The sequence below is a fragment of the Actinoallomurus sp. NPDC050550 genome (assembly GCF_040655075.1).
Classification (GTDB): domain Bacteria; phylum Actinomycetota; class Actinomycetes; order Streptosporangiales; family Streptosporangiaceae; genus Actinoallomurus.
On record NZ_JBFAJC010000021.1, the window covers coordinates 21,539 to 44,702 of the forward strand.

Genomic DNA, 23,164 nt, shown 5'->3' on the forward strand with positions numbered 1-23,164 from the left:
GCGCCGGGAGATCCTGGTGCCGCGGCGGGCGGGTGAGAGGCCAGTGACCGAGCTGGCCCAGGAACTGTTGATCGGTGCGGAGACGTGGCGTTGCCGATCTTCATCAGACGGAGGTAGATAAATGAGGAGCAAGCCCAGACTGACAGGACGGCGGATCGTGGCCATCGCAGCATTCGCACTCGCTGTGACCGGCACCGGATCTGCGTCCGCATCGGCATCGCCAACTCCAACACATGGCGCTGGCGCTCACGTGGCCACAGCCACAAACCCCTCGCACGTCGTACCGGACTACTACCCCAGCCAACCCTGCAACGGTTTCAACGACGGGCAGCGGATTGCGGGAGTCGACGGATATATTTGGGAGTGCACTTACGGTGGAGGCCGGTGGTACTGGTACAACACCGGCGAATTGGTGCCATGACCGCCGGAGGCATCGGTGCGGGTCGGACCGGCTATGCGTGCCTGGCCGATCGTGATCACCCCAAGAAGGTGGAGATCCTTCGGGACCACCCGATGCCCTGAGCGCCAGTCGACGGCGTTTCCACACCACAGCATCAGCTCAGGGCACGCAAGAGTGCCCTGAGCTCCAGACATCACCATCAGGATTGCCTTAGGTGAGTTTGAGGTTGAGTAGCTGTAGCCCGGTGACGGATTCGAATCCAGCGGACGCGTACAGCCGAAGCGCTGCAGTATTCGCAGTCTCGGTCTGCAGCGACAAGCGATGTGCGCCGTCGGCACGAGCCGCCTCGATGACGTGCTGGAGTAGAGCCCGGGCGACGCCGCTTCGTCGGTGTTCCGGGCTGACGTAGAGGTCTCGGATCAGCCAGAAGGTACGTAGTGTCTGGGACGCCGGCACCACCGTCGTGGTGATGAAGCCCGCCCCACGGCCGCCGACCACGGCAACGGCGAGTTGCAGTCGTCGCTCGGTGAGTTGGTCACGCAGCCATCGGCGCGTGGCCTCGCTCGAACCAGGATGGCCGTAGTGCGCCCGATAGTCGTTGAACAGGTCGCCGATCTCATCGAGCGCCGAGTCTTGGGCCGTCGCCGAACGCACGATCACCTTCATGTTCATGCCACCAGTGTCGTCCACACGTTCCGTTCAGTTTAAATTACTCTCTGTGCATGGATTGAGTATGGCGCGGGTAGAGGTTGGCTGAACGTCAGGGCCCCTGACCAGGAAGGACGTCATGCGTCGACTAACCGCCGCCCTCGGAACCACCATGTTCCTCGGGATCTTCGCCGTCTCCGCTCACGCCGGCACCTTCACCGCCACGACGAGCCGGCACGGCATCGGCACAGCCGCCGAGGCGTACAAGGCTCAACTCGGGCCGTCCGGCATCGCCTACCTGCCGGTCGGACTCAACCTCCAGCCGACCCCGTCCGGCACCTGGGCGAACTCCAGCCTGCAGGTCACGCTTCCCACGGCCGGCATATACGCACTCGACCTGGACGTCCGCGGTCGGCTCAGCGGTACGCCTCCGGTCAACGCGTACATCGTCGCCCGGCTCTTCAACGTCACCACTCCCGCCGTCCTGCCGAACAGCGAACGGCTCATCACTCAGATCATCGACGGTAACCCCGGCGCGGCCCCGTACGGGGTGAACACGACCGCGCCGATCAGTGAGCGCATCAGGGTCGGCGGGCCGACGACCATCAGGTTGCAGGCGACCCGCGTCAACGCCGCCGGTGCGACCTCCGCCGCCGACATCCTCTCCGACTCGAACGGCCGCACGTCGTTCCGCTTCGAGCGGATCTTCCCCTGATTCACCAGGCTCCTACTCCGCAATGGGGTTCCGCCTTGCGCGGAGCCCCTTCCGCCTTACTCGACCTGGGTTAACCGGCGAAGACGCGCCGACGCGGAGCCGACCTGGCCGCCTACACGGCACTGCCGACATTGCCGAATGTCGCCTACGGTGTGCCCGTGACGGGTTCGGAGCAGATGGCGCAGGCGTTCGATGAGCTGGCCGACGGCTATGACAACGATCATCACGATGAGGTCGCCCGGGCTCTGCTCGCTCTCTTGGGACCTGTCGAGGAAGACAGGGTCTCCGATGTGGCGTGTGGGAGCGGGGCGGTGGCGCTGGCGGTCGCACGGGCGCGATCCCGTACGGGGACGCCGATCCTTGCCGTCGACCTTTCGGCGGGGATGATCCGGGCGGGCCGGGTCCGTGCCGAGCGGCTCGGTCTGGAGCGGGCGATCGATTGGCATGTCGGGGCGGCGGTGCCGTTGCCCGTGGCGGACGGCGGGCTCGACTTGATCCTGTGCGCCTCGTCGCTCCACTTTCTCGGTATGCGGGCGTTGGCGGACTGGCGGCGCGCGCTTCGGTCCGGTGGACGGGTGGGCTTCACGCTGCCGTTGGCGTCACAGTTCCGGCCCTCCGGGCGGTTCGCCGATCTCGTCGCCGCGGACCTGCCGCTGCCCCGGACAGCCGGGGACGCGGCGTCGCTCGCCTCGGACGCCGGTTTCGTCAACGTCAGCACGCACGTCATCACCGTAGGACCACGGTCAACGGCCCTGGCTGTCGCCACGAACCCCAACCGTGCACCTTGTAACCGTCGTTGACTCGTTGCCGCCGGTGTGGACGGTGCAGCGGGTGCTTTGCCCGAGATGGCAGGGCAAGAACGGCGGCAAGGCCGCTGTGGGCGAACATCAGCCGGCGGACTGCGGGCGGGGCCTGTCTCTCCGACTTGGGGCATATGGTGCGATATGTGCCCGTGCGGCTGTATTTTTCTCGTTCAGTGATCACCTGCGGCATGCGGCGGTGGTGACCCTACGGTCACCGTAGGTTCGTCCGCCATGTGATCTTCACCCATCGCATGGCGAGGAGAGTGTGCATGACAGTCGGCGACGTGGACCGTGAGCGGGCGAAGCCCGGCCTGACGGACACTCCCGAGCGTGTGGAGCCCGCCCCGGGGGACACTCCCGAGCGGATGGCGATGTTCACCGACGCCATCTTCGCGATCGCCATGACGCTTCTCGTGATCGAGATCAAGCGGCCCGAGGGCGATGCCTTGAAGAGTTCCGCCAGTCTGTGGCGGTTCCTGACGCACGAGTGGGAGTCGTTCTTCGCCTTCTTCCTGGCCTTCGCCCTGCTCTGGACCGTATGGCGCAGGCATCACGTGCTCATGGACCAGGTCGACCGGCTGGATCGGGCGTTCACGGCGTGGCATGCGCCCTTGCTGCTCTTCGTGGCCCTCCTTCCGTTCCCGACCGCGTTGCTCGGGCACGCCATCGACAATCCCCTCGCACTGTGCGTGTTCGCGGGATCGGAGGCGGCGCTGCTGTTCTCTGAGGCGGCGTTGAAGGAGGTCGCCCACCGCAGCCGGTCCATCCTGTCTCCAGGCGCCGACATGGCGGAGGTACGACGGGGGGCGAGCAGTTCCTGGGCGGTCGCGGGGTTCTTCGCGGTGACCGCCGCACTCCCCTGGGCCGTACCCGCCATTCCCTTCGCGTGGCTGCTCGCGCCCGCGGCCGCGACCTATGGTGGCCGGCTCATCGACCGCTTCCGGAGAGACGCCGGACCGGTCGCCGCCTGAGCGCCCCCTCGACCCGGCCGACCCACCCGGCCGACCCACCCGGCCGACCCAGCCAGCCAGCCAGCCGACCGCTACAGCCCCACCGGCCCGACCCCACCACGCCGGGCCGGCCTCTCCAACCCGACCGCCCCAACCCGATCGCCCCGGCCGACCACGGCGACCCGGCCTCTCCAAACCCGGTCAGGAGCGGCAAAGGCGGACGGCTCGGGGAGAGGTCATGCGGGCGGTGACGGTGAAGCCGGGGTGGGCGTCCCGTTTCAGGATGGCGCGGTCGCGGGTGACCAGCGCGCAGGTTGCGCCGTAGCGCTCCGCGATGGCCAGGCGGTCGCGAGGGTCGGTGTCCGGTGCGAAGAAGGCCGTCGTGTCGCGGTTGCGGGCGGCCTCGTCCACGAACGGGTACGGCCAGCCGGGTGCGACGGTGTAGGCGCCTCGGGCGTTGACGAGGCGGGCGAGGGCCCAGTCGTCCGTGATCACCACCTCGCCGGGCTCGATACCGTCGAGGACCTGGTCGTACGAGGGGGCGGGTGGTGGGGCTTTCCAGGCGCGGAGGGTGGCCGGGGAGACGTTGCCCCAGTAGGCGCGGATCAGGCCGGCCGACTCGCCGTACAGGCCGACGCAGCAGGCGATGAGGGCGACCGCCGCGTACGGCCGCCAGCCCTTGGCCCGCTCGGCGAGGTAGGACGCGAGTGCCAGGTGGAGGGGCAGCATGGCGACCGGTATCGCGCGCGCCAGGCCGTACGAGCCGGTGGCCGCGCCCGCGGAGATCACCGCGACGGCGAGCAGGAAGAGGATCTGCAGTTCGCGGCCGAGTGGACGGCGGCCGCCCGTGGCGAGTGCGGGCAGGCCGACGAGGGCAAGGCCGTACGCGGCGAATCCGCCGTCCTTGACGACGTCCGTGATGAGGACCTTGTGGACGGTGTTGAAGCTGCCCGCCGCCCCGAACAGGGTGGAGACGTCCGACCAGGGCCACACCATGACGAGGAGGAAGGCCACCACCGCGCCCAGGGCGAGAGCCACCGGCCGCGCGCGGAGTGCGGCCTTCGGGTCGGCCAGGACGAAGGCGACGAGGCCGATCGTCATGTTCACGGCGGTGAACGGGTGGATCAGGACGACCAGGGCGCCGAGCAGCGCGACGGTGGCCAGTGCGCCCATGCCCTCGGGCCGTGAACGGTGGCGCAGGAACGCGTCCCAGACCAGGAGCATGAGCGCCGTGCCGATGACGCTGGGGTAGCACATGATCCAGGAGAGGGAGTACATCCCGAGGAAGCCGCTCCACGCGATGGGGGCGACGCCCCACAGGAGGAGGGTGAAGACCAGGGCCAGTGCCGCCACGAGGCGTCCGCCGCCCAGGTGGCGGCAGAAGCGGCGCAGGGCGAAGATCAGCAGTGCGACGTTGACCATCCCGGCGGATTCGAGCACCGTCCGGGCGGACAGTCCCGTCGCCGCCTTGATCACGCCCAGCAGGAGAGCGTACGGGGAGTAGTACGGGCTGCCGGAGGCCTGGCCGACCAGCGGGTCGACCGGGTCCCAGAGGTCGCGTGCCAGGGAGTCGACGGTCGCCAGGTGCAGCAGGAAGTCGCTGGTCCAGGTGTGCCGGAGTGTGACGAGGATCGCCCAAAGTCCGACGGGGATCGCGACGACCAGGTACGGGTCGCGCCACCACCGGTCCCGGACCTGGGTTCGATCGCCGGACGACCGAGGGGGTTCGAGGGTTGGTCTCTCGCTTACCTGGTCGGATCCGGGCAGGGGTAGGCCGTGGTGCACGTGTGTTTTCTCATGCGGGGGAGGAAGCGCCCAAATCGCGCATACCAATATTACGCCACACATGCGGATGCATTTACCCAAAGCCGGAATGGCCAGAAATGACCACAGCGCCGCTAAATCCGCGTCACGGCGCCCGCCGCACGCCCGACCGGAGGCGTCCCGGCACGCCGCGTCACGTACGGCGGGTCAGGCGGGCCAGTCGGTACTGCACGCCCCACTCGGTGACGCGCCGGAAGGCCTCGACGATGATGTCGCGGCTCATCTTCGAGTCGCCGCGCTCCCGCTCGACGAAGGTGATCGGCACCTCCGCCACCTGGAGGCCGTGGCGGACGGTGCGCAAGGTCAGGTCGACCTGGAAGCAGTAGCCCTGGGAGACGACGTCGTCGATGCCGATCTTGCGCAGCGTGCTGGCGCGGTAGGCGCGGAACCCGCCGGTCGAGTCGTGCACGCGGATGCCCAGCAGCAGCCGCGCGTAGGTGTTCGCGCCGCGCGAGAGGACCTCGCGGTTCTTCGGCCAGTTCTCGACCTTGCCGCCGCGCACCCACCGGGATCCGATGGCCAGGTCGCTGTCTTCCAGGGCGTTCAGGAGCCTCGGGAGTTCCTCGGGCCGGTGGGAGCCGTCCGCGTCCATCTCCACGAGCACGTCGTAGTCCCGCTCCAGGCCCCAGCCGAACCCGGCGATGTACGCCGCACCGAGGCCCTCCTTGACCGCGCGGTGCAGGACGTGGACCTGCTCGTCGCGGGCGGCGATCTCGTCGGCGATCCTCCCGGTGCCGTCCGGACTGGCGTCGTCGGCGATCAGGACGTCGGCCGCCGGGGCGGCGGCGCGGACCCGGCCGACGATGATCTCCAGGTTCTCCCGCTCGTTGTACGTCGGGATGACCACCAGAACCCGTTGGAGGTCGCCCACGCTGTCCACCCTTCGCATTCAATGACGTCCGTTCCGCGGCTCGGCGGTCGCCTCCGCGACCTGCCCGCACGTGCTCGGAAGCGTACGCGACATGTAGGGCATAAGCGTCGTCGCGGGCGGCCCCGCGACGACGTCCGGGCAGGCGGAGAAATCCGACGCGAATACCCGCCCGGGTGCTCTTCGGAATCAAAGACGTGGTCGGGCTATGGCGCGTACGGTCCATAGGAAAGCGTGGACCAACGATCGAGGAGCGTCCTTGGACAGCGTTCAGCGATTGCGCGATGTTTCCGACACCGACGTCGCCGCGTGGCACGAGGTCGTCGCGGCGTCGGTCGCAGACGATTTTCCCGGCGAGCCCGCGCCGGGACTCGACCAGGTGCACGGACAGCTCACCACGCCCGGGGTGGGCAGCCGTCACCTGATGTGGGTCGCCACCGCCGACGGCGCGGTGACGGGAGTGGCGCGGCTCCGGCTGTTCGAGGGGCAGGGCCGGCGTCACCTCGGGGAGTTCACCCTGCAGGTCCATCCCGAGCACCGCCGGCGGGGCGTCGGGACGCGCCTGCTGCGGACGGTCGCGCGGGCGGCGCGGGACGAGAAGCGCCGGAGCCTGGTCGTGGAGGCGTCCGCCCAGACCTCCGGTGCGGCCTTCCTCGAGGCGAACGGCTTCACCTGCGCGCTGTCCCTCAGCCTCCTGCTGCTGAACGTCCCCGAGGCGCGCGGCGTCGAGGAGCTCGTACGGACCGAGCACCCGGGGTACCACCTGACCCGATGGCTCGGGGTGGTGCCGGACGACTTGGCGGAGGCGTTCGCCGCGGCCAAGAGCGCGATGGGCGATATGCCGACGGGGAAGATGGACTACGGCACGACCACCTGGGACATCGACCGCGTACGGGACATGGCCGAGGTCGTCGAGAAGCGCGGGGACACGCTGCTGACGGTGGCCACCCTGCACGACGACACGATCGCGGGCTTCACGGAGCTGGTGCTCCCGGTCGGGGACTGCACGCGGGCGATCCAGTACGACACGGCGGTCGTGTCCGCGCACCGCGGGAAGGGGCTCGGGCTGTGGGTCAAGGCGGCGATGCTGGAATGGCTGCGCGCCGAGTGGCCCGCCGTGCTGGAGATCGAGACCGACAACGCCGAGGACAACACCCACATGCTCGCGGTGAACGAGCGACTGGGGTTCCGTCCCCTGCGTCAGACCAGGCAGTACCAGTGCGACCCGACGATGATCCACTAGCTTCGGGTGTGAGCCTCCCGGTCTCGCCGGGTCTACAGTGACGGAGAGTCGTAGGAGGCACAGTTGCTGTACTGGTTCATGTACCGGGTGGTCCGCCCGCTGCTCCGGATCGTGTTCCGGCCGGTCGTGGTGGGGCTGGAGAACGTCCCCGAGGACGGCGCGGTCGTCCTCGCCAGCAACCACCTGTCGTTCGTGGACAGCGTCCTGATCCCGCTCGTGGTGCCGCGCCGGGTGACGTTCATCGCCAAGGCGGAGTACTTCGAGGGCAAGGGCGCGGCGCGGATCCTCGGGGCGTTCCTGGACGCGATGGGCCACATCCCCGTCCCGCGGTCGGAGCAGCGCGCCGCGGTCGCCGCGCTGGACATCGCGCTGGGCGTACTGAACAACGGCAACGCCTTCGCGATCTACCCGGAGGGCACCCGCTCGGAGGACGGCCGTCTCTACCGCGGCCACACGGGCGTGGGGTGGCTGGCGCTGAACGCCCAGGCCAGCGTCGTCCCGGTCGCGGTGAAGGGCACCGAGAAGATCATGCCGGTCGGCTCGAGGGTCCCGATCCCCCGCCTGCACCGGCCGGGTGTGAAGTTCGGCAAGCCGATCGACTACACGGCGTTCGCGGACATGCCGCCGGCGAAGGCGCGGCGCGCGATGGTGGACGAGATCATGAAGGAGATCCAGAAGCTGTCGCGCCAGGAGTACACCGGCGTCTACAACGAGCGGTCCAAGAACGAGTCCTGACCGTCACGCCGCCGTACCCCTGTCGACCGCCACGCCGACGCATCCCCGCATCGACCGCCACGCCGACGCATCCGCCGCCACGCCGACGCATCCGGCGCCACGCCGACGCATCCCCGCGCACATCCCTACAGGGAGTGTTCGAACCAGACGACCTTGCCGGTCGGGGTCCGCTGGGTGCCCCAGTGCTCGGCGAGCGCACTGACGAGTTGCAGGCCGCGGCCGTTCTCGTCGGTGGCCTCGGCGCGGCACAGGTGCGGCAGGTCGTGCCCGTCGTCGCGGACCTCGCACAGCAGGGAGTCCGCCCGGATGAGGCGAAGCCCGACGTCGCCCGCGCCGTGCACGACGGCGTTGGTGACCAGCTCGCTGACCAGAAGCTCGACGTTGGGCGCCAGGGCCGTCAGGCCCCAGGTCTCCAGGGCCTGGTGGGCGAGGCGCCGGGTCTCGCGTACGACGCTCGGCGTCGCCGTGAGGGACCAGGAGAAGACGTCCTCCTTGGGAATGCCCTCGAGGCGTACGGCCAGCAGGGCGATGTCGTCGTCGTGCCGGCCGGCCGTGCAGAAGTTCTCGATGAGGGTCTCGCAGATGGTCTCGAGCGGACGGAGCGGGCCGCTGAGGAACTCCCGCATCGCGGTGAGCCCGGCGTCGAGGGGCCGGCCGCGGCGTTCGACGAGGCCGTCGGTGCAGAGGACGAACTGGCTGCCGTCCTCCACGTCGAAGCCGACCGTCTCGAAGGCGACGCCGCCGACGCCGATCGGCGCGCCGGGCGGGACCTCCAGCAGCCAGGACTCGCCGGACGGGGAGACCAGGACCGGCGGCAGGTGCCCGGCGTTGGCGATCTCGCAGCGCCGCGCCACCGGGTCGTACACGGCGTAGATGCAGGTGGCGAGGCAGTCGTCGCCGAGTCGCCGGGCGAGGTCGTCGAGCTGGCGGAGCAGCTGGTCGGGCGGCAGGTCTTGGGGGGCGAGCGTGCGCACGGCGGTGCGGAGCTGACCCATGATCGCGGCGGAGGTGAGTCCGTGGCCCATGACGTCGCCGACGACGAGCGCGAGCCTGCTGCCGGGCAGGGGGATCGCGTCGAACCAGTCGCCGCCGACCCGGACGGCCTCGTCGGCCGGGACGTAGCGGTAGCAGATCTGGGCGCCGGCGACGACGGGCGGGGCGTCGGGCAGCATGCTGTGCTGCAGTTGGGCCGCGACGCGCGCCTCCCGGCGGTAGAGGCGTCCGTTGTCGACGCAGACCGCGGCCCGGCGGCCCATCTCCTCGACCAGCGCCACGTCGGCCTCGCCGAACGGCGGCCGGTCACCTCGGCGCATCAGGACGATCGTGCCTAAGACCTTGCCGCGGGCGATGAGCGGCGTGATCAGCAGTGCCCGGCCGCGCAGCAGGGCCCGCAGGTCGCGGCCGCCGAGGTAGGCGGAGATGCGACGGCTGATGCGGTCGCTGATCCGGGAGTAGCTGAGGCTGTGCCCCGTCGTGAGGTCACGGATGAGCGGCAGGCCCGACGGCAGCCGGATCACCTCACCCAGCGGGACCAGGTCGTCCCAGCGGCCGTCCTCCTCGTCGTACCGCATGGCCACGCGAACGATGTTGGGGGACGCGTCCGCCTCCGCGGGCGGCAGCTCCTGGTCCGAGACGATCGACTCGAGCAGCTGGACACCGGCGAAGTCGGCGAACGAGGGCACGAGCGCGTCGCACAGGGCCCCGGCGGTCTGCACCGGGTCGAGAGTGTCGGCGAGCCGGGCGCCGACGTGGTTGAGGAAGTCGAGGCGTTCCTGGGCCGCCGCCTGCTCCATCGAGTCGACGACCGTCGGCTCGTGCGGGGGCGGGACGGTGGGCCGGACGCGCTTCATCCGCGGTGCCACGGCCCGGTGGTCCGCGAACGGCAGGCGTACGGTGACGCTGATGTTGACGGCCGGGTAGCCACGGGCCAGGACATGATCGGCGATCCCCTCCGGGTCGGCGTCGGGCGGCAGCATCTCCGTGAGCCGTCGCCGGAACAGCGGGGCGTCGGTGGACGACTGGACGAGCGTGGGCTCGACGCGCAGGAAGCGGACGCCGCCGTTGCCGCTGAGCGGAGTGCGCGGCGGGGGTGCCATGAGGACGTCGCCGAGCGCCAGTCCGGGGCCGTTCTCCCGGATCCGCTGGGCGTCGGCGGCCACGGCGAGCCCCCGGGCACCGTCCGGGCCGGGCAGCGGGTAGACCCACCAGGCGATCTCCCGCAACCGGCCGTCGTCGAGGCGGGGAACCAGGAACACGCCGGTCCAGACGTGCCGCACGTGGCGGCCGCCGGACTCGAACGCCGACCGGTGCTCCTGCGGCAGTCGCAGCAGCGAGCGCAGCGGGCGTCCGGCCACCGCGTCGTACGGGGCGCCGAACAGGTCCTCGGCGACAGGGTTCCAGTGGGTGACCCGGCCGAGCTCGTCGAGGAGGATCACGGCGAGCGGGGTGATCCCGAGCAGGTGCTGATCGAGCAGCCGGGGCGACGCACCGGCCGCGGTGAGCCGGGCGGCGGGGCGTTGTCGAGTGACCACCGAGGATCCCCCTCTCAGGCGAGCATCCAACGCACGGCCCCCCGACCCGCGATGTGACCGACGTTACATCCGCGCAGGCCAACTCGCTGCGTTTCGATGCGATTACGTAACCGGACGGTCGGATCTGCACGCCACGGTGACCACATGAGGCCGTCCGGCTTCGGCTAGGCGTCTTTTACCGCTCTTGGCCCTGAGGGAACATTGCGCCACCCCACATGGGACCTCCAGACAACATGGAGTCGCCGTGAAGCGCGTGTTCCTTTCCGTCCTGGCCGCATCGGCCTTGATCGTCGGCCTGCAATCCACGCCGACGAGCGCGTCGCCACCGAAACCCGGTGCCGTCAGCGACCATGTCGACCTGTACACAGGCGACATCCCCCTCGCCCAGACCCGGGCCCTGCACGGCGCCGGGCTCGACGACGAGGACATCCACATCGGCAAGGTCACCGGTGGCAAGGTGCACGTGGAGGTCCTCATGGGCGGCCGGCAGGCCCAGCGCCTGCGCGCCCAGGGCCTCGACCTGAAGCTCAACGTCGTGAACGGCAGGACCGCCGCCCAGCGCGCCACCCTGGCCGGCAAGGGCGACCACGTCTTCCGCCCGTACACCGGGCCCGGCAACATCCGCGAGGAGATCCTGAACGCGGCGGCGGCGCACGCCGACATCGCCCAGGCCGTCGACATCGGCACCACCGTGCAGGGCAAGCCGATCACCGCGATCAAGGTGACGAGGAACGCCCGCTCGCTGCGGCCGGGCGGCCGCCCGGCAGTCGTCTACCAGGGCACCCAGCACGCCCGGGAGTGGATCGCGACGGAGACCGTCCGCCGGCTGCTCCACTACGTCCTGGACAACTACGGCAAGAACCCCCAGGTGACCAAGGCCGTCAACACCGACGAGCTGTGGTTCATCCCCGTCGTGAACGTCGACGGGTACGACTACACGTTCACGCCGGGCAACCGGTTCTGGCGCAAGAACCTCCGGGACAACGACGGCGACGGCAAGATCACCTCGAACGACGGCGTCGACCCGAACCGCAACTTCCCCTACAAGTGGGGTTACGACAACGAGGGGTCGTCGGCGGCCCCGGCCGACGAGACCTACCGCGGCAGCGGGCCGGCTTCGGAGCCGGAGACCAAGGCGCAGATCGCCCTCTATAAGAGGATCCGCCCGAAGTTCCTGCTGAACTGGCACTCAGCGGCGCAACTGCTGCTGCACGGCGTCGGCTGGCAGTCGCTCACCCGCAGCCCGGACGACGTGATCCACGACGCGGTCCTCGGCGACATCGACCACTCGGCCGTCCCCGGCTACACGCCGGAGCTGGGCGCCCAGCTGTACACCACCAACGGCGAGACCGACGGGTACACCGAGTCGGTGCTCGGCACGCTGACCTACACCCCCGAGCAGAGCACCTGCCTCACGGCGGTGAACAGCGACCCGACCGACGACTGGACGCCCGCCGACTGCGGCGGCAGCACCGCCCAGGTCTTCCAGTTCCCCGACAGCGAGAAGCTGATCCAAAAGGAGTTCGAGAAGAATCTCTCGCTCTCCCTCGATCTCTCCGCCTCCGCCCACGACCCGGCCCACCCGATCTCCCCGGTCGGCCGTACGGTGCCGGACTTCGCGGTCGACGCGTTCGGCACGTCGTACGGCTCCACGCAGACGGTGGCGTCCGTGATCCGGCGGTCCCTGCCCGGCAAGCGGCTGCGCTACAAGATCAACGGCGGCGCCGCGCGTACGGCATCGGTCCACGAGTGGCAGGGCGGCGAGCGGTACGGCCAGGACAGCAGGAACTACTTCGCCGAATACCGGGGCACGATCCACGGCCTGCGGCCCGGTGACAAGGTCCAGGCCTGGTTCATCGCGGGCGGGAAGGTCAGCACCCCGTTCACCTTCGCCGTGCGGGACCAGCAGGGCGCCTCGGTGCTGGTGCTCGCCGACGAGGACTACACGGGCGTCAACCCGACCTACCCGCCGGGCACGAACAAGCCGAAGTACGCCCAGGCGTACGTCGACGCGCTCAAGGCCAACAAGATCAAGGCCGTGGTGTGGGACATCGACCGGGACGGCGTCCCGCACGACCTCGGCGTGCTCGGCCACTTCAAGGGCGTCGTCTGGTACCTCGGCGACAACCGCCTCACGCAGGACGCCGCCGACGAGTACGTCCCGGTCGGGAGCCAGAAGTTCCCCGACTCGGAGATCGCCGACCGCGAGGTCCACACGACCCTGTTCGTGCGCGACTACCTCAACGAGGGCGGCAAGCTGCTCTACACAGGTGAGACGGCCGGCTACTTCGGCCCGCTCGCCGGGGCGAACGGCGGCGGCATCTACTACGGCCTCAAGGGACACCCGGAGAAGCCGTGCGTCGTCACCGCCGACCTGCGCGACGACTGCGAGCTGCTGGCCGACGACTTCGTGCAGTACTACCTCGGCGCGTACAGCCGGGTGACCCGGCAGAACCCGACCGGCTTCCGCGGCACCGGCGCCCCGCTCACCGGGCTCGCCGCCGGGCTCGGCGGCACGGACAACCCGCTGAACGAGGCGGGGAACTTCGACGTGACCAGCGACAACCTGCCGGTCAAGCAGTTCCCGCAGTTCAAGAGCTGGGCGGCCGGGGAGTACAGCAGCAGGGGCGGCCCGTTCGACCCGGTCGAGGGGTCCTGGTACGCCGCCGGGCCGCACGCGGACAGTTCGTACATGCGCCTGACCCGCACCGTCGACCTGACCGGAGTCACGGCGAGCCGGCAACCGAAGCTGGCGGCCAAATTCTCCTACGACACCGAGAACGGCTACGACCACGTGATCGTCGAGGCGCACACCGCGGGCGCGGACGACTGGACGACACTGCCCGACCTGGGCGGGCACACGAAGACCACGGTGCCGTCCGACTGCGACCAGGGCTTCCTGCTCGCCCTGCACCCCTGGCTGAAGCACTACCTGACGCTCGGCAGCCCGTGCACGGCGACGGGTACCAGCGGCGCCTGGAACTCCTTCACCGGCAGCTCGGACGGCTGGCAGCCGGTGTCGTTCGACCTGTCCGCGTACGCCGGCAAAAAGGTCGAGATCTCGATCAGCTACGTGACGGACCCGGCCACCGGCGGGACCGGCGCGTTCGTCGACGACACCAAGGTCACGACCACGACCGGCACCCTCGACGCCGAAGGCTTCGAGAGCGGCCTCGGCCCCTGGTCCGCCCCCGGAGCGCCGGCGGGCAGCCCGCCGAACGTGAAGGACTTCCACCGGGCCCAGGGCTTCGGCGTCGCGGCCGTCGCCACCCCCGACACCCTGCTCTTCGGGTTCGGGCTGGAGCAGGTGCCGTCCACCGCCGAGCGCAACAAGATCATCGGTGCGGCGATGAAGCAGCTGATCGGCTGATCGGCTGATCGGCAAGGCGGCTACCGAGGGCGTGGTCACACGGCGTGATGATCGCGTGACCACGCCTCCCGCGTTCTCGCCGACAGGGAGCGGGAGTAACGGACCACCGTCCTCAACTGCCAGTCGCGGCAAACGCGCATCATTCACGTTGCCTCTTCCCAAAACCGGGTAACCGCCCTCTTCGCCTTGACCCGACGGAGACAGAGTGGAGGAGACGGCGATGGGAACACGGAGTGTGACGAAGCTCATTTCCCGGTGCGCCGAGCTTGCGTTAGAATGACGCTTCCGGTAGGCGCCCCGCGTGAGAGGCGTCCAGCCTCCTCGCCGGTCAGCCGACGCAGTCGTCGGCAGCCTATCGGCGATGCGATTTCACGGCCCCTGGCGGGCACACCATAGCCGATAGCTGCACGGAGACCCTCCGTGTCCGGCGTCTCGACCCGGCCCCGCACAGCGGGGAGCGCCCCCGACCGCGGGCGGAGGATCCGTCCAGGTCAACACCCCTACGGAGAGCAGCAAAATGACGACTGTGGCGAGCGATGCACGCCGCCAGGACGTCGAGCGATACCAGCGCGACGTCACGCCGCTCATCGACCCGCTGTACGCCAGCGCGGTGCGGATGACGCGTAACTCCGCCGACGCCGAGGACCTCCTCCAGGAGACCCTCGCCAAGGCCTACGTCAACTTCCACCAGTTCGAAGAGGGCACGAACCTCAAGGCCTGGATGCACCGCATCCTGACCAACAACTTCATCAACACCTACCGCAAGAAGCAGCGCGAGCCTCAGCGCGCCGCCACCGACGAGATCGAGGACTGGCAGCTCGCCCGCGCCGAGTCGCACTCCTCCACCGGCCTGCGCTCGGCCGAGCACGAGGCGCTGGACCGCATGCCCGACTCCGACGTGATCAAGGCGCTGCGCGGCCTCCCCGTGGAGTTCCGCACCGCGGTATACCTCGCCGACGTCGAGGGCTACCCCTACAAGGAGATCGCCGAGATGATGGGCACTCCCATCGGCACGGTGATGTCCCGGCTGCACCGCGGCCGCCGTCAGCTGCGCGAGCAGCTCAAGGAGTACGCTCCGCGCGTCGCCGTCGTCCGCGCCGCCTAGGGCGTAGACCGGCTTCGGGCGATCAGGAGAATCCCCCTTGTAGGTGCCGGGTCAGTTGCTCGTAGCGCTGCCAGCCCTCCTGCTGCCGCCCGTCGCCGAGCACGTACCAGACCGCCGGTGACTGGGCGTCCCCGATCCGCTGCGCGGGAATGCCCGGCGGCCCCGGCGCCGAACCGCCCACGGCCATGCCGATCGGAGCGGGTGGCCCCAGCCAGCGCGGGACGGTCGTCAGATCGGCGCGGCCGTTGCTGAGCTGGGCGAACAGCGAGATCAGATGCCGCCCGGCGGCGATCCCGCCGAGCTGCGCCGACAGCGTGCCGACCGGCACCTCCCGCGGGTCGGCGTACCCGACGACGAGCGTCACCGCCTCCTCGACGGCCTCGCCCGCCTTCGACACGAGCAGCGTGCCGACGGCGGGCCGACTCCCGGCGCCCACGATCGTCAGCCACGTGGCACCGGCCCCCCGCGACCAGAACAGCTCGCTCAGCTGCTCCCGCCGCCACACGTCGGTGGCGGGTTCGGCGATCCCCCAGCCTCCGGGCGGCTCGCCCGTCAGCGCCGTGCAGACCTGCTCGGCCGCCGCGCCGATCTCCGTGTCCGACGTGTGGCGCACCCGGAACGTCACCGTCAGCTGCGCCCCCACCGGCTCGGTCGGAGGCGCCGTGTAGGCGGGCGCGTACGTCCGGGCATTCGGGTCGGTGACGAACGCGCTGCCGTCCCACACGAGCGGGACGCCGGACAGCCCGTCGTAGTAGCCGCCGTCCGCGCGGACCACCCAATGAGTGTTCGGGCCGGTGAGGACCAGCCGCAGCGGCACCGTGATCCGCGCGTCCGGCCCTGTGACGATCTGGAGCCCGCGCCGCGTCTCACTGCACAAGCGCAGCCCGTCCGCGAGCCACTTCGTGAACGCCACGACCGGCCGGTCCTGCAGGACCACCATGGCGTTCGGCGTCAGCGCGTCCGCCGACGGCCCGCTCACGGGCTGTCCTCGACGCCCGGGGGTCCGGCCCAGATCGTGCCGCCCTGCCAGTGCACCATGTCGTCCGCGAACCGGCGGGCGATCCGGGCGGCGTCCGGCACGCCCGCGGCCGCGCGCACCTCGACCCACCAGATCGGCACCCGTACGCGGTCGGCCAGTTCCGGGCCCAGCAGCCGCTCCACCTCACCGCGCACCTGCACGAGCTGCGGCGTCTCGATGGCGACGGCCAGCCGTCCCCCGCTGTCGTAGAGGTGGACGGCCCCGTCCCCCGCGTCGCACGGCTCCAGCGACTCGCCGAAGGCGATCATGCCTTCTATGACGGTCGAGATCTCGGGCTGGTGCCGCACCAACGCGACGATGTCGCTGGTCAAGAGCCTCACCTCCTATCGGGGGTCGTCCTCACGGAACCCGTCGAGAGTCGTTCTCACACGACCTGTCGGCCTTGTTCTCACATGGCCCGTCGGGGTCTTTCTCACGCGGCGACCGCCCGGGCGAACGCCTCGACCGCGATGCGGATGACCGCCGCCCGGGTCTCATGGCCGATCCGCGCGGACTCTACCGCCGTTCCCGCGGCCAGGTGCCGGTCGTACGGGATGTGCACCACCGGCAGCCCGCCCGAGCTGAGCATCTGCGCCGCACGCCCCAGATCCGCGTCGACGTGCGGCGTGTGCGTCACGAACGCGATCACCGTACGGGGCAGGAGGTGGTCGTAGCCGTTCCGCGCCTGCCACTCCAGGGCCCCGTGCGCGCTCAGCGCCCCGTCGACCGTGCCCGGCGTCACCATGACCTGGGCGTGGGAGTCGGAGAGGATGCCGCGCTGCAACTCCGGCAGCAGCCCGGCCCCGCAGTCGACGACCGTCGCGGCGAAGTAGCGGCTCATCGCGCCCGCGGCGGCACGGAACGTGGCCAGGTCCAGCTCGCCGGTGATCCGCCCTCCGGCCGTACCGGACAGCACCCACAGCCCGTCGGTCGTCTGGGCGAGGTACCGGGACGCCTCCTCGAAGGACCGCGGGTGCGCCGACGTCAGGTCGTGCAGCGAACGCTGGTTGCCCACGCCCATCCGCAGCGGGAGCGAGCCGAGCCCCGAGTCGGCGTCCACGGCCAGGACGCGGTCCTGCCGGTACTGGGCGATCACCGTCGCGGTCAGCCCCGCGACCGTGGTCTTGCCGGCGCCGCCCCGGATGCTGGTGACCGCGATCTGCCGGCTGGACGGCACCGGCCGGCTCAGCACGGCCTCCACGTCGGCGGCCTTGCGCACATCGTTGGCGGCGGCCGCCCCCACGGCGCGGAGCATCCCCCGGGACATCCGGCGCATGAGAGGGTCGCCGTACGCGGACCGGCGCACGAGATCGCGGGCGGCGATCGGCCCGCCAGTGACCGGCGGCCCGGTCTGCGGCGGCCCGCCCTGCTGCGGGCCTCCCTGCTGCGGGCCTCCCTGCTGCGGGCCGGACGCGCGCGGATTCCGCGGAGGCTGCGATGCCGGGTCTTCGGGCTCCAGCCGCCACGCCTCGGAGCCCGACTGGTCCCAGGCCTCGCGCGCGGGCCCGGTGGGGGCACCCTGCTGTTCCGCCGCCTCGGCACCCCACGCCGGCTGGGCGGCCTGGTCCCACTGCACCTGGGACGCCTCCCACGACGCTGGGGACGGCTCCTGCTCCCCCTGCGGAGGGACACTCAGCTCCCACTGGGGAGGAGGCGGCACCTGCTCCGCTTGCGGCGAAGCGCTCTGCTCCCACGCGGGAGGCGGGGCCTCCTCGGGACGGGGCGGCGGTCCCTGGTCCCACTCGGGAGGCGGCGCCTGCTCGGGACGGGGCGGGGCGCCCTGGTCCCACGACACCGGCGGACCCGCGTCCATCGGCGACGGCGACGCGTGTTCCGCCTGCTGCGGAACACTCTGCTCCCAGGCGGGAGGCGGCGCCTGCTCCGGGCGGGGCGGCGCCCCCTGATCCCACTGCCCCGAGCCCTGATCCCATGACGTCGGCTGCCCCTGCTCCACCTGCGGCGGGGGCACCCGGCCCGCCTGCGGCGGAGCGCTCTGCTCCCACGCGGCAGGTGGGCCCTGCTCCGCCTGCGGCGGGACGTTCTGCTCCCACACGGCGGGCGTGGCCTGCTCCGCCTGCGGCGGCATCGGGTCCGCCTGCGGCGAGACATTCTGGTCCCACGCGGCGGCCGGGGCCTGCTCCGCCTGCGGCGGGACGTTCTGCTCCCACGCGGCGGCCAGGGGCTGCTGCGAACGGGGCGGTGCCTCCTGGTCCGGCTGCGCCGGCACGCTCTGCTGCGGGCTCTGGTCCCAGGACGGCGAGGGCCGCACCGCCGCGTCGGCGGGTTCGACCGTGGTCCGCTCCGCCGGCGGCGGCTGCTCCGTCCACGCGGAAGCCGGGTCCGGCGCGATCGGCGGCTCGACGGCGGGAGCCGACCATGCGGAAGGCGGCTCCTGCGCCGCCGTCACGTCCTGGGGCGGGTGGGCCGCCTGACCGGCCGGCCCACCGGGGACGCCGCCGAACGGGGTGGCCCGGTCGTCGTCGGATGCGCCGGTGACGGGCCGGTCGGCGAACGCGTCGGCCGCGGTGCGCTCGGCGGGCTCGGCGGGCTCGGCGGCCGGTCCCCCGATCACGGACACGTCCTCGGCCGGGCGTGGCTCCTCCGGCCCGTCTGTCGGCGACGGAATCTCGGGAATGCCGCCGGTCGGCTCGTGGCTCGGCGCAGCCGGGCCCGCAGACGAGGGCATGGGACGACGACTCGGGTCGGCGGTGACGAGCCCGGATAGCGGGGTACCGAGCTCGGTGAGCACGGCGACCTGCCAGTCCTGCTCGGACACCGGTCTCCTCTCGGCGCACACCGGGCGTATGGGGGCGGAAACGCTCCTGATCCTATCTGCGTGTGCCTGTCCCCGGCGTCCCGTACCACCATCGGAGCCGATTACCCAGAGAGAGTGGTGCGCTACAGTGAGCGATTGAGTTCCGCTGATCAGGCGGGACCTTCCGGGGGGAAATCACATGCGACGTTTCCTGGCGTTTTCCATCGCCGCAGCCATCCCAGCGACGTTTTCCGCGGCTCCGGCCGGAGCCCAGAGCAGACCCGCGCCACCGGCGACGGGCGCCCACGGCAGGGCGGCCGCCTCCCAGCGCCTCCTGCGGCATGTCCGGCCGGTGCCGCGGGGCACCGTCGTCCACGACATGTCGGCCGCCTCCATCGCGCCGGGCGCCGGGACGGCGCCGGGAGCCTCACCGGGCGCGCCGTCGCTTCCGGGCGACGTCGCCGCCACGCCGACCGCCGCGTCGCCGCAGGCGAGCGTCGCCGCCTCACCGGCGCAGTCGATCGCCGCAGGCGGCGGCCAGGCCGCGCACGGGCCGACCCAGCTCACGCTCACGACGGTCGTGGGCTCGGCCACGCCGAAGACCGTGACACTGCAGTGCGACCCGGTCGGCGGCACCCACCCGAAGGCCGAGCAGGCCTGCGCCGACGTCGCCAAGACGCACGGCGACTTCAAGCTCGCCTCGGACGAGAAGAATCCACGCGCGTGCTTCATGATCTATTCACCGGTCACGACCAGCGCGGAAGGGCAGTTGCGCGGCGAGGCGGTCAAGTACACCGCGCGGTTCCCGAACACCTGCATGATGCGCACCCAGACCGGTTCGATCTTCGATTTCTGAAGAGCGAACGTCGGCGGACGTCCCGGTCCCGGCCGGGCTCCGAACGCCCGCGCGGCCGGAATAAGACCCGCCTTCGGGGGTAGTCGGCGCATGACGGGCGAAGGGAGTGTTCGCAATGGCGCAGAAAATACGCGACGTGATGACGCCCGAGCCGGTCGCCCTCCCTCTCGACGCACCGCTCACCGAGGCGGCTCGATTGATGCGTGACCAAGGAGTCGGCGGGGTGCTCGTCACTCAGGCCGGCCGGCTGTGCGGAGTGCTCACCGACCGCGACATCGTCGTCCGCGCCGTAGCGGAAGGGCGCGACCTGCGCGGCACACGGCTCGACCAGGTCTGCAGCGCCGGCGTGGTGACGATCGGGCCCGACGACGAGACCGACGCCGCCGTGCGTCTCATGCGCGAACGAGGCGTACGGCGGCTACCGGTCGTGGAGAACGGCCACGCGGTGGGCATCGTCTCGCTCCGGGACGTGGTCCCCGAGGACGACGACACGTCCGCCTGCGCCACCGGCGACTGAAGACGGTTACCGTGGACGGCGTGGGTTACGGACCGCACATCAGCAGCGAGCTGGCCGTTGAGATCGCCCGGTTGAGCCTGATCCACGAGGCGTCGGAGACCGCGGCGCTCCGGCGTGTGACGGAGCTGGCGGTCCGTACGGTGGGGGGCTGCGCGGGCGCGACCGGGATCCGGTGGACCGCCGGGGACGATCCCGAGCCGCTGGACGAAGCCGGCACCCATCCGGACCTGTCGTACCTGAGCGAGATCCAGTGCGCCCGCCGGGACGGCCCGATCTTCGAGGTGGCGCGCAGCGAGACCCCGGTGTTCTGCGGCGACACGCTGGTCGAGACCCGGTGGCCCGGGTTCACCGCCATCGCGCTGCAGCGGGGAGTGCGTTGCTTCGCGACGACCGTGCACCGCACCGGCCCGATCATCATGACGCTCACGATGTACGGCGTGGTGCCCGGCGCGCTCGACCAGCAGGGGCTCGGGCTCGGGGCCCTGCTCGCCGCGCAGGGCGGCGCGGCCGTGTCGAACACCCGGCACTATGAGGACGCCCACCGTACGGCGGTGCAGTTGCGACAGGCCGTGGAGGCGCGGGCCATCGTCGACCAGGCGAAGGGCGTGCTCATGCACGCGATGGGCTGTGACGCCGACACCGCGTTCGACGAGCTCAAGCGCATCTCACAGAACCGCCACGTCAAGCTGACGGCGCTGGCCCGGCGGATCGTCGAGGGCAGCGGGCCGGGCGGCGGCGGCCCCGGACGGTCTGGTCTCGCCGGGTCAGCGGGCGGCCGTTAGAGTTACGAACAGCCGTTGGTCGCGGACCGCGATCACACCACGCTGGGAGGCGCCATGTCCGACCAGCAGGAGACGGAGTCGCTCCTTCAGGAGACGGCCAAGCTCCGGACCCGCGTGAGCGAGCTGCGCAGTGCCGCCGCCCTGCCCGAGGCCGACTCCGGCCCGCTCCTGGAGGCGGCCTTCGTCGAGCTGGAGCTGGCCGCCGCGGCGCTCGGCGCCACGGGCGAGGACCGCGCCTCCTCGGAGGCCAGATCGGAGGCCTCGGAGAGCGAGCGCCGGATGCTGCGCACGGTCTTCCAGGACGCGCCTGTGCCGCTGTTCCTGCTGGAGCGCGATGGCACGGTCCGCCGGGTGAACCGCCAGGCCGGTGCGCTGCTGGGCTCGTCGGCGGGCTATCTCACCGGCAAACCGTTCCCGGTGTTCTGCGACATGGCGACGCGGGCGGCGGTCGGCTCGCACATCGCCGGGGTGTTCCACTCGGGGCAGCGATGCCGCACGCGGGTGCGCTTCCTGTCCAAGCATGGCCCGGTGAACGCCGATGTGACCCTCGCCCGGATCTGGGTCAGCGGAGAGCCCGACCCGCTCGTGATCGCGGCGACCGCCCCGGCGACGCGCGAGCCGGCGGCGGAGGAGGCGCCGCACGAGATGACGGCCCCGGACGCCGTGGCCACGGTCGTGCACCGGATGGACGTCCTCGCCACCGCGACCGGGATGCTGCTGGAGGACGACTCCCTGACCGAGTCGATCGCGGTGCGCAGGTCGGCCCGGCTGCTCGCCGCAGAGCTCGCCGACTGGGTCATCGTCGACCTCGAGCAGAACGGCACGCTGCGGCGGCAGGTCGTGATGGGACCGGAGGACGAGCGGTCCACGGAGATCGCCCGGATGCTGGAGAACGTCCATCCGGGCCCCGGCTCGCTGCCCGTCTGCGTGTGCGACAACGGCCAGGAGGTGCTGCAGGCCCACATCGACGACCTGAGGACGCTCGGCACCACCGAGGGCGATCTGCCGGTGTGCGGGCTGATCGAGGCGTCGTCGCTGATCTGTGTGCCGCTGGACGACGGCGAGCACCGGCTGGGCACGCTGACGCTGACCGTCTCGGGCGAGCAGGGACCGTTCGACCTGATGGATCTGGGGCTGGTCGAGCGCCTGGCCCGCAACCTCGCGCTGGTGATCCGCACCGGGCGGCGGTACCGCCGCCGCATGGAGGTCACCGAGCGGCTTCGCGCCGGCCTGCTGCCCAGCGAGCTGCCGGCCATCCCGGGCGCCGAGATCTCCGCGCGGTACGTCGTGGCCACGCGGGACAGCGGATTCGGCGCCGACTTCTACGACGTCTTCCCCACCGCGTCGGGCTGGGGTCTCGCCCTGGGCGACGTGTGCGGTAAGGGCGACGACGCGACGGCCGTTAACGCCGGCGCCCGGCACGGCATCCGGATCCTCGCCCGGTGGAACGCCAAGCCCGACGAGGTCCTGTCGATGGTCAACGAGACGCTGCTCGGCCAGGAGCGTTTCGTCACGGCCGTGATGGCCTGCGTCGAGCCGCGCGACGAGGGCCTGGCCGTCATGATCGGCAGTGCCGGGCACCCGCCCGCCGTGCTGATCCGGCGCGACGGGCTGATCCGCACCCTGAGCGGCGGCGGCATCCCGCTCGGCCTGTTCGCGGACGACTTCGAGGTCGGCGTCGAGTCGCTCGAACTCGAGCCCGGCGACACCCTGTTCCTCTACTCCGACGGCGTCGTGGAGAGCTCCGACGCGCTGCGGAACCGCTTCGGCCACGAGCGTCTCGTCGAGATCCTCGCCGCCCACGCCGATCGCCCGGTCGCCGACATGCCGCTGGCGGTCGAGCACGCGCTCGCCGAGTTCTGCGGCGGCGAGCTGCGCGACGACGTATCGATGCTGGCCCTGCGTGTCACCGGGGAGGCCGGCGGCGTCCCCGGCCGGGTCGCGGTGTCCGGGTCGGCCGTCTGAGCTCGCACTGGCGGGCGGCTGTTTAAGCACCGGGGCATCAGGTAATAATTGGGTCCAGGAACTCGTGCCTAAGACGCAG

At 71.1% G+C, this 23,164-nt stretch carries 18 protein-coding genes; 11 read left to right on the top strand and 7 right to left on the bottom strand.

Going from position 1 to position 23,164, the window contains the following annotated elements:
- Nucleotides 1-610 precede the first annotated feature (610 nt).
- Nucleotides 611-1,090 (bottom strand): GNAT family N-acetyltransferase, encoded by a 480-nt coding sequence (locus AB0I04_RS27160; protein WP_360890036.1) that lies wholly within the window; start codon nt 1,088-1,090, stop codon nt 611-613.
- 97 nt (nt 1,091-1,187) lie between these two features.
- Between AB0I04_RS27160 and AB0I04_RS27165 the strand changes: the two genes are divergently transcribed.
- The 3 genes from AB0I04_RS27165 (at nt 1,188) to AB0I04_RS27175 (ending at nt 3,537) form a co-directional block, all read left to right on the top strand.
- The gene (locus AB0I04_RS27165; protein WP_360890039.1) at nt 1,188-1,763 is read left to right on the top strand and encodes a hypothetical protein; all 576 of its coding nucleotides are present in this window, start codon (nt 1,188-1,190) and stop codon (nt 1,761-1,763) included.
- Between the two features lie 158 nt (nt 1,764-1,921).
- A complete protein-coding gene (locus AB0I04_RS27170) occupies nt 1,922-2,563 on the top strand; it encodes a methyltransferase domain-containing protein (protein WP_360890042.1) in 642 nt (213 codons plus the stop codon).
- Between the two features lie 272 nt (nt 2,564-2,835).
- Nucleotides 2,836-3,537: a TMEM175 family protein gene (locus tag AB0I04_RS27175; RefSeq protein WP_360890045.1), complete on the top strand. Its 702-nt coding sequence runs from the start codon at nt 2,836-2,838 to the stop codon at nt 3,535-3,537.
- Between the two features lie 180 nt (nt 3,538-3,717).
- Here the strand turns inward: AB0I04_RS27175 and AB0I04_RS27180 are convergent, their stop codons facing one another.
- The gene (locus tag AB0I04_RS27180; protein ID WP_360890048.1) at nt 3,718-5,301 is read right to left on the bottom strand and encodes a hypothetical protein; all 1,584 of its coding nucleotides are present in this window, start codon (nt 5,299-5,301) and stop codon (nt 3,718-3,720) included.
- A gap of 172 nt (nt 5,302-5,473) precedes the next feature.
- Entirely contained in the window at nt 5,474-6,211 is a 738-nt protein-coding gene (locus AB0I04_RS27185; protein ID WP_360890051.1) for a polyprenol monophosphomannose synthase, read from the bottom strand.
- A gap of 256 nt (nt 6,212-6,467) precedes the next feature.
- On the opposite strand from AB0I04_RS27185, the gene AB0I04_RS27190 reads away from it, so the two are divergent.
- Nucleotides 6,468-7,451 carry a GNAT family N-acetyltransferase gene (locus AB0I04_RS27190; RefSeq protein WP_360890054.1) on the top strand — a complete coding sequence of 328 codons (984 nt, stop codon included), beginning with the start codon at nt 6,468-6,470 and terminating at the stop codon, nt 7,449-7,451.
- Between the two features lie 63 nt (nt 7,452-7,514).
- A complete protein-coding gene (locus AB0I04_RS27195) occupies nt 7,515-8,186 on the top strand; it encodes a lysophospholipid acyltransferase family protein (protein ID WP_360890057.1) in 672 nt (223 codons plus the stop codon).
- A gap of 125 nt (nt 8,187-8,311) precedes the next feature.
- On the opposite strand, the gene AB0I04_RS27200 is transcribed toward AB0I04_RS27195, so the two are convergent.
- The gene (locus AB0I04_RS27200; RefSeq protein ID WP_360890059.1) at nt 8,312-10,717 is read right to left on the bottom strand and encodes a SpoIIE family protein phosphatase; all 2,406 of its coding nucleotides are present in this window, start codon (nt 10,715-10,717) and stop codon (nt 8,312-8,314) included.
- A gap of 244 nt (nt 10,718-10,961) precedes the next feature.
- Here AB0I04_RS27200 and AB0I04_RS27205 point away from each other — a divergent pair, with 244 nt between their 5' ends.
- A complete protein-coding gene (locus AB0I04_RS27205) occupies nt 10,962-14,087 on the top strand; it encodes a M14 family zinc carboxypeptidase (RefSeq protein ID WP_360890062.1) in 3,126 nt (1,041 codons plus the stop codon).
- A 517-nt stretch (nt 14,088-14,604) separates the two neighbouring features.
- The gene (locus AB0I04_RS27210; protein WP_360890064.1) at nt 14,605-15,192 is read left to right on the top strand and encodes a sigma-70 family RNA polymerase sigma factor; all 588 of its coding nucleotides are present in this window, start codon (nt 14,605-14,607) and stop codon (nt 15,190-15,192) included.
- A 22-nt stretch (nt 15,193-15,214) separates the two neighbouring features.
- Here AB0I04_RS27210 and AB0I04_RS27215 read toward each other — a convergent pair whose 3' ends face one another.
- From AB0I04_RS27215 to AB0I04_RS27225, 3 genes are all read right to left on the bottom strand, one after another.
- Nucleotides 15,215-16,171 carry a DUF6177 family protein gene (locus AB0I04_RS27215; protein ID WP_360890067.1) on the bottom strand — a complete coding sequence of 319 codons (957 nt, stop codon included), beginning with the start codon at nt 16,169-16,171 and terminating at the stop codon, nt 15,215-15,217.
- Nucleotides 16,168-16,542, bottom strand: a complete 375-nt coding sequence (locus AB0I04_RS27220; protein WP_360890070.1) for a hypothetical protein — start codon at nt 16,540-16,542, stop codon at nt 16,168-16,170. The genes AB0I04_RS27215 and AB0I04_RS27220 overlap by 4 nt, the downstream gene beginning before the upstream one ends.
- A gap of 101 nt (nt 16,543-16,643) precedes the next feature.
- Nucleotides 16,644-18,986, bottom strand: a complete 2,343-nt coding sequence (locus tag AB0I04_RS27225) for a hypothetical protein (protein WP_360890073.1) — start codon at nt 18,984-18,986, stop codon at nt 16,644-16,646.
- Between the two features lie 178 nt (nt 18,987-19,164).
- Between AB0I04_RS27225 and AB0I04_RS27230 the strand changes: the two genes are divergently transcribed.
- The 4 genes from AB0I04_RS27230 (at nt 19,165) to AB0I04_RS27245 (ending at nt 23,085) form a co-directional block, all read left to right on the top strand.
- Complete coding sequence (locus tag AB0I04_RS27230) at nt 19,165-19,821, top strand: SSI family serine proteinase inhibitor (protein WP_360890076.1); 657 nt, start codon at nt 19,165-19,167, stop codon at nt 19,819-19,821.
- Between the two features lie 115 nt (nt 19,822-19,936).
- Nucleotides 19,937-20,338, top strand: coding sequence for a CBS domain-containing protein (locus AB0I04_RS27235; protein ID WP_360890079.1), 402 nt, complete (start codon nt 19,937-19,939; stop codon nt 20,336-20,338).
- Between the two features lie 20 nt (nt 20,339-20,358).
- Complete coding sequence (locus AB0I04_RS27240; protein ID WP_360890082.1) at nt 20,359-21,120, top strand: GAF and ANTAR domain-containing protein; 762 nt, start codon at nt 20,359-20,361, stop codon at nt 21,118-21,120.
- 54 nt (nt 21,121-21,174) lie between these two features.
- Nucleotides 21,175-23,085, top strand: coding sequence for a SpoIIE family protein phosphatase (locus AB0I04_RS27245; protein WP_360890085.1), 1,911 nt, complete (start codon nt 21,175-21,177; stop codon nt 23,083-23,085).
- The last annotated feature ends 79 nt before the right edge of the window (nt 23,086-23,164 follow it).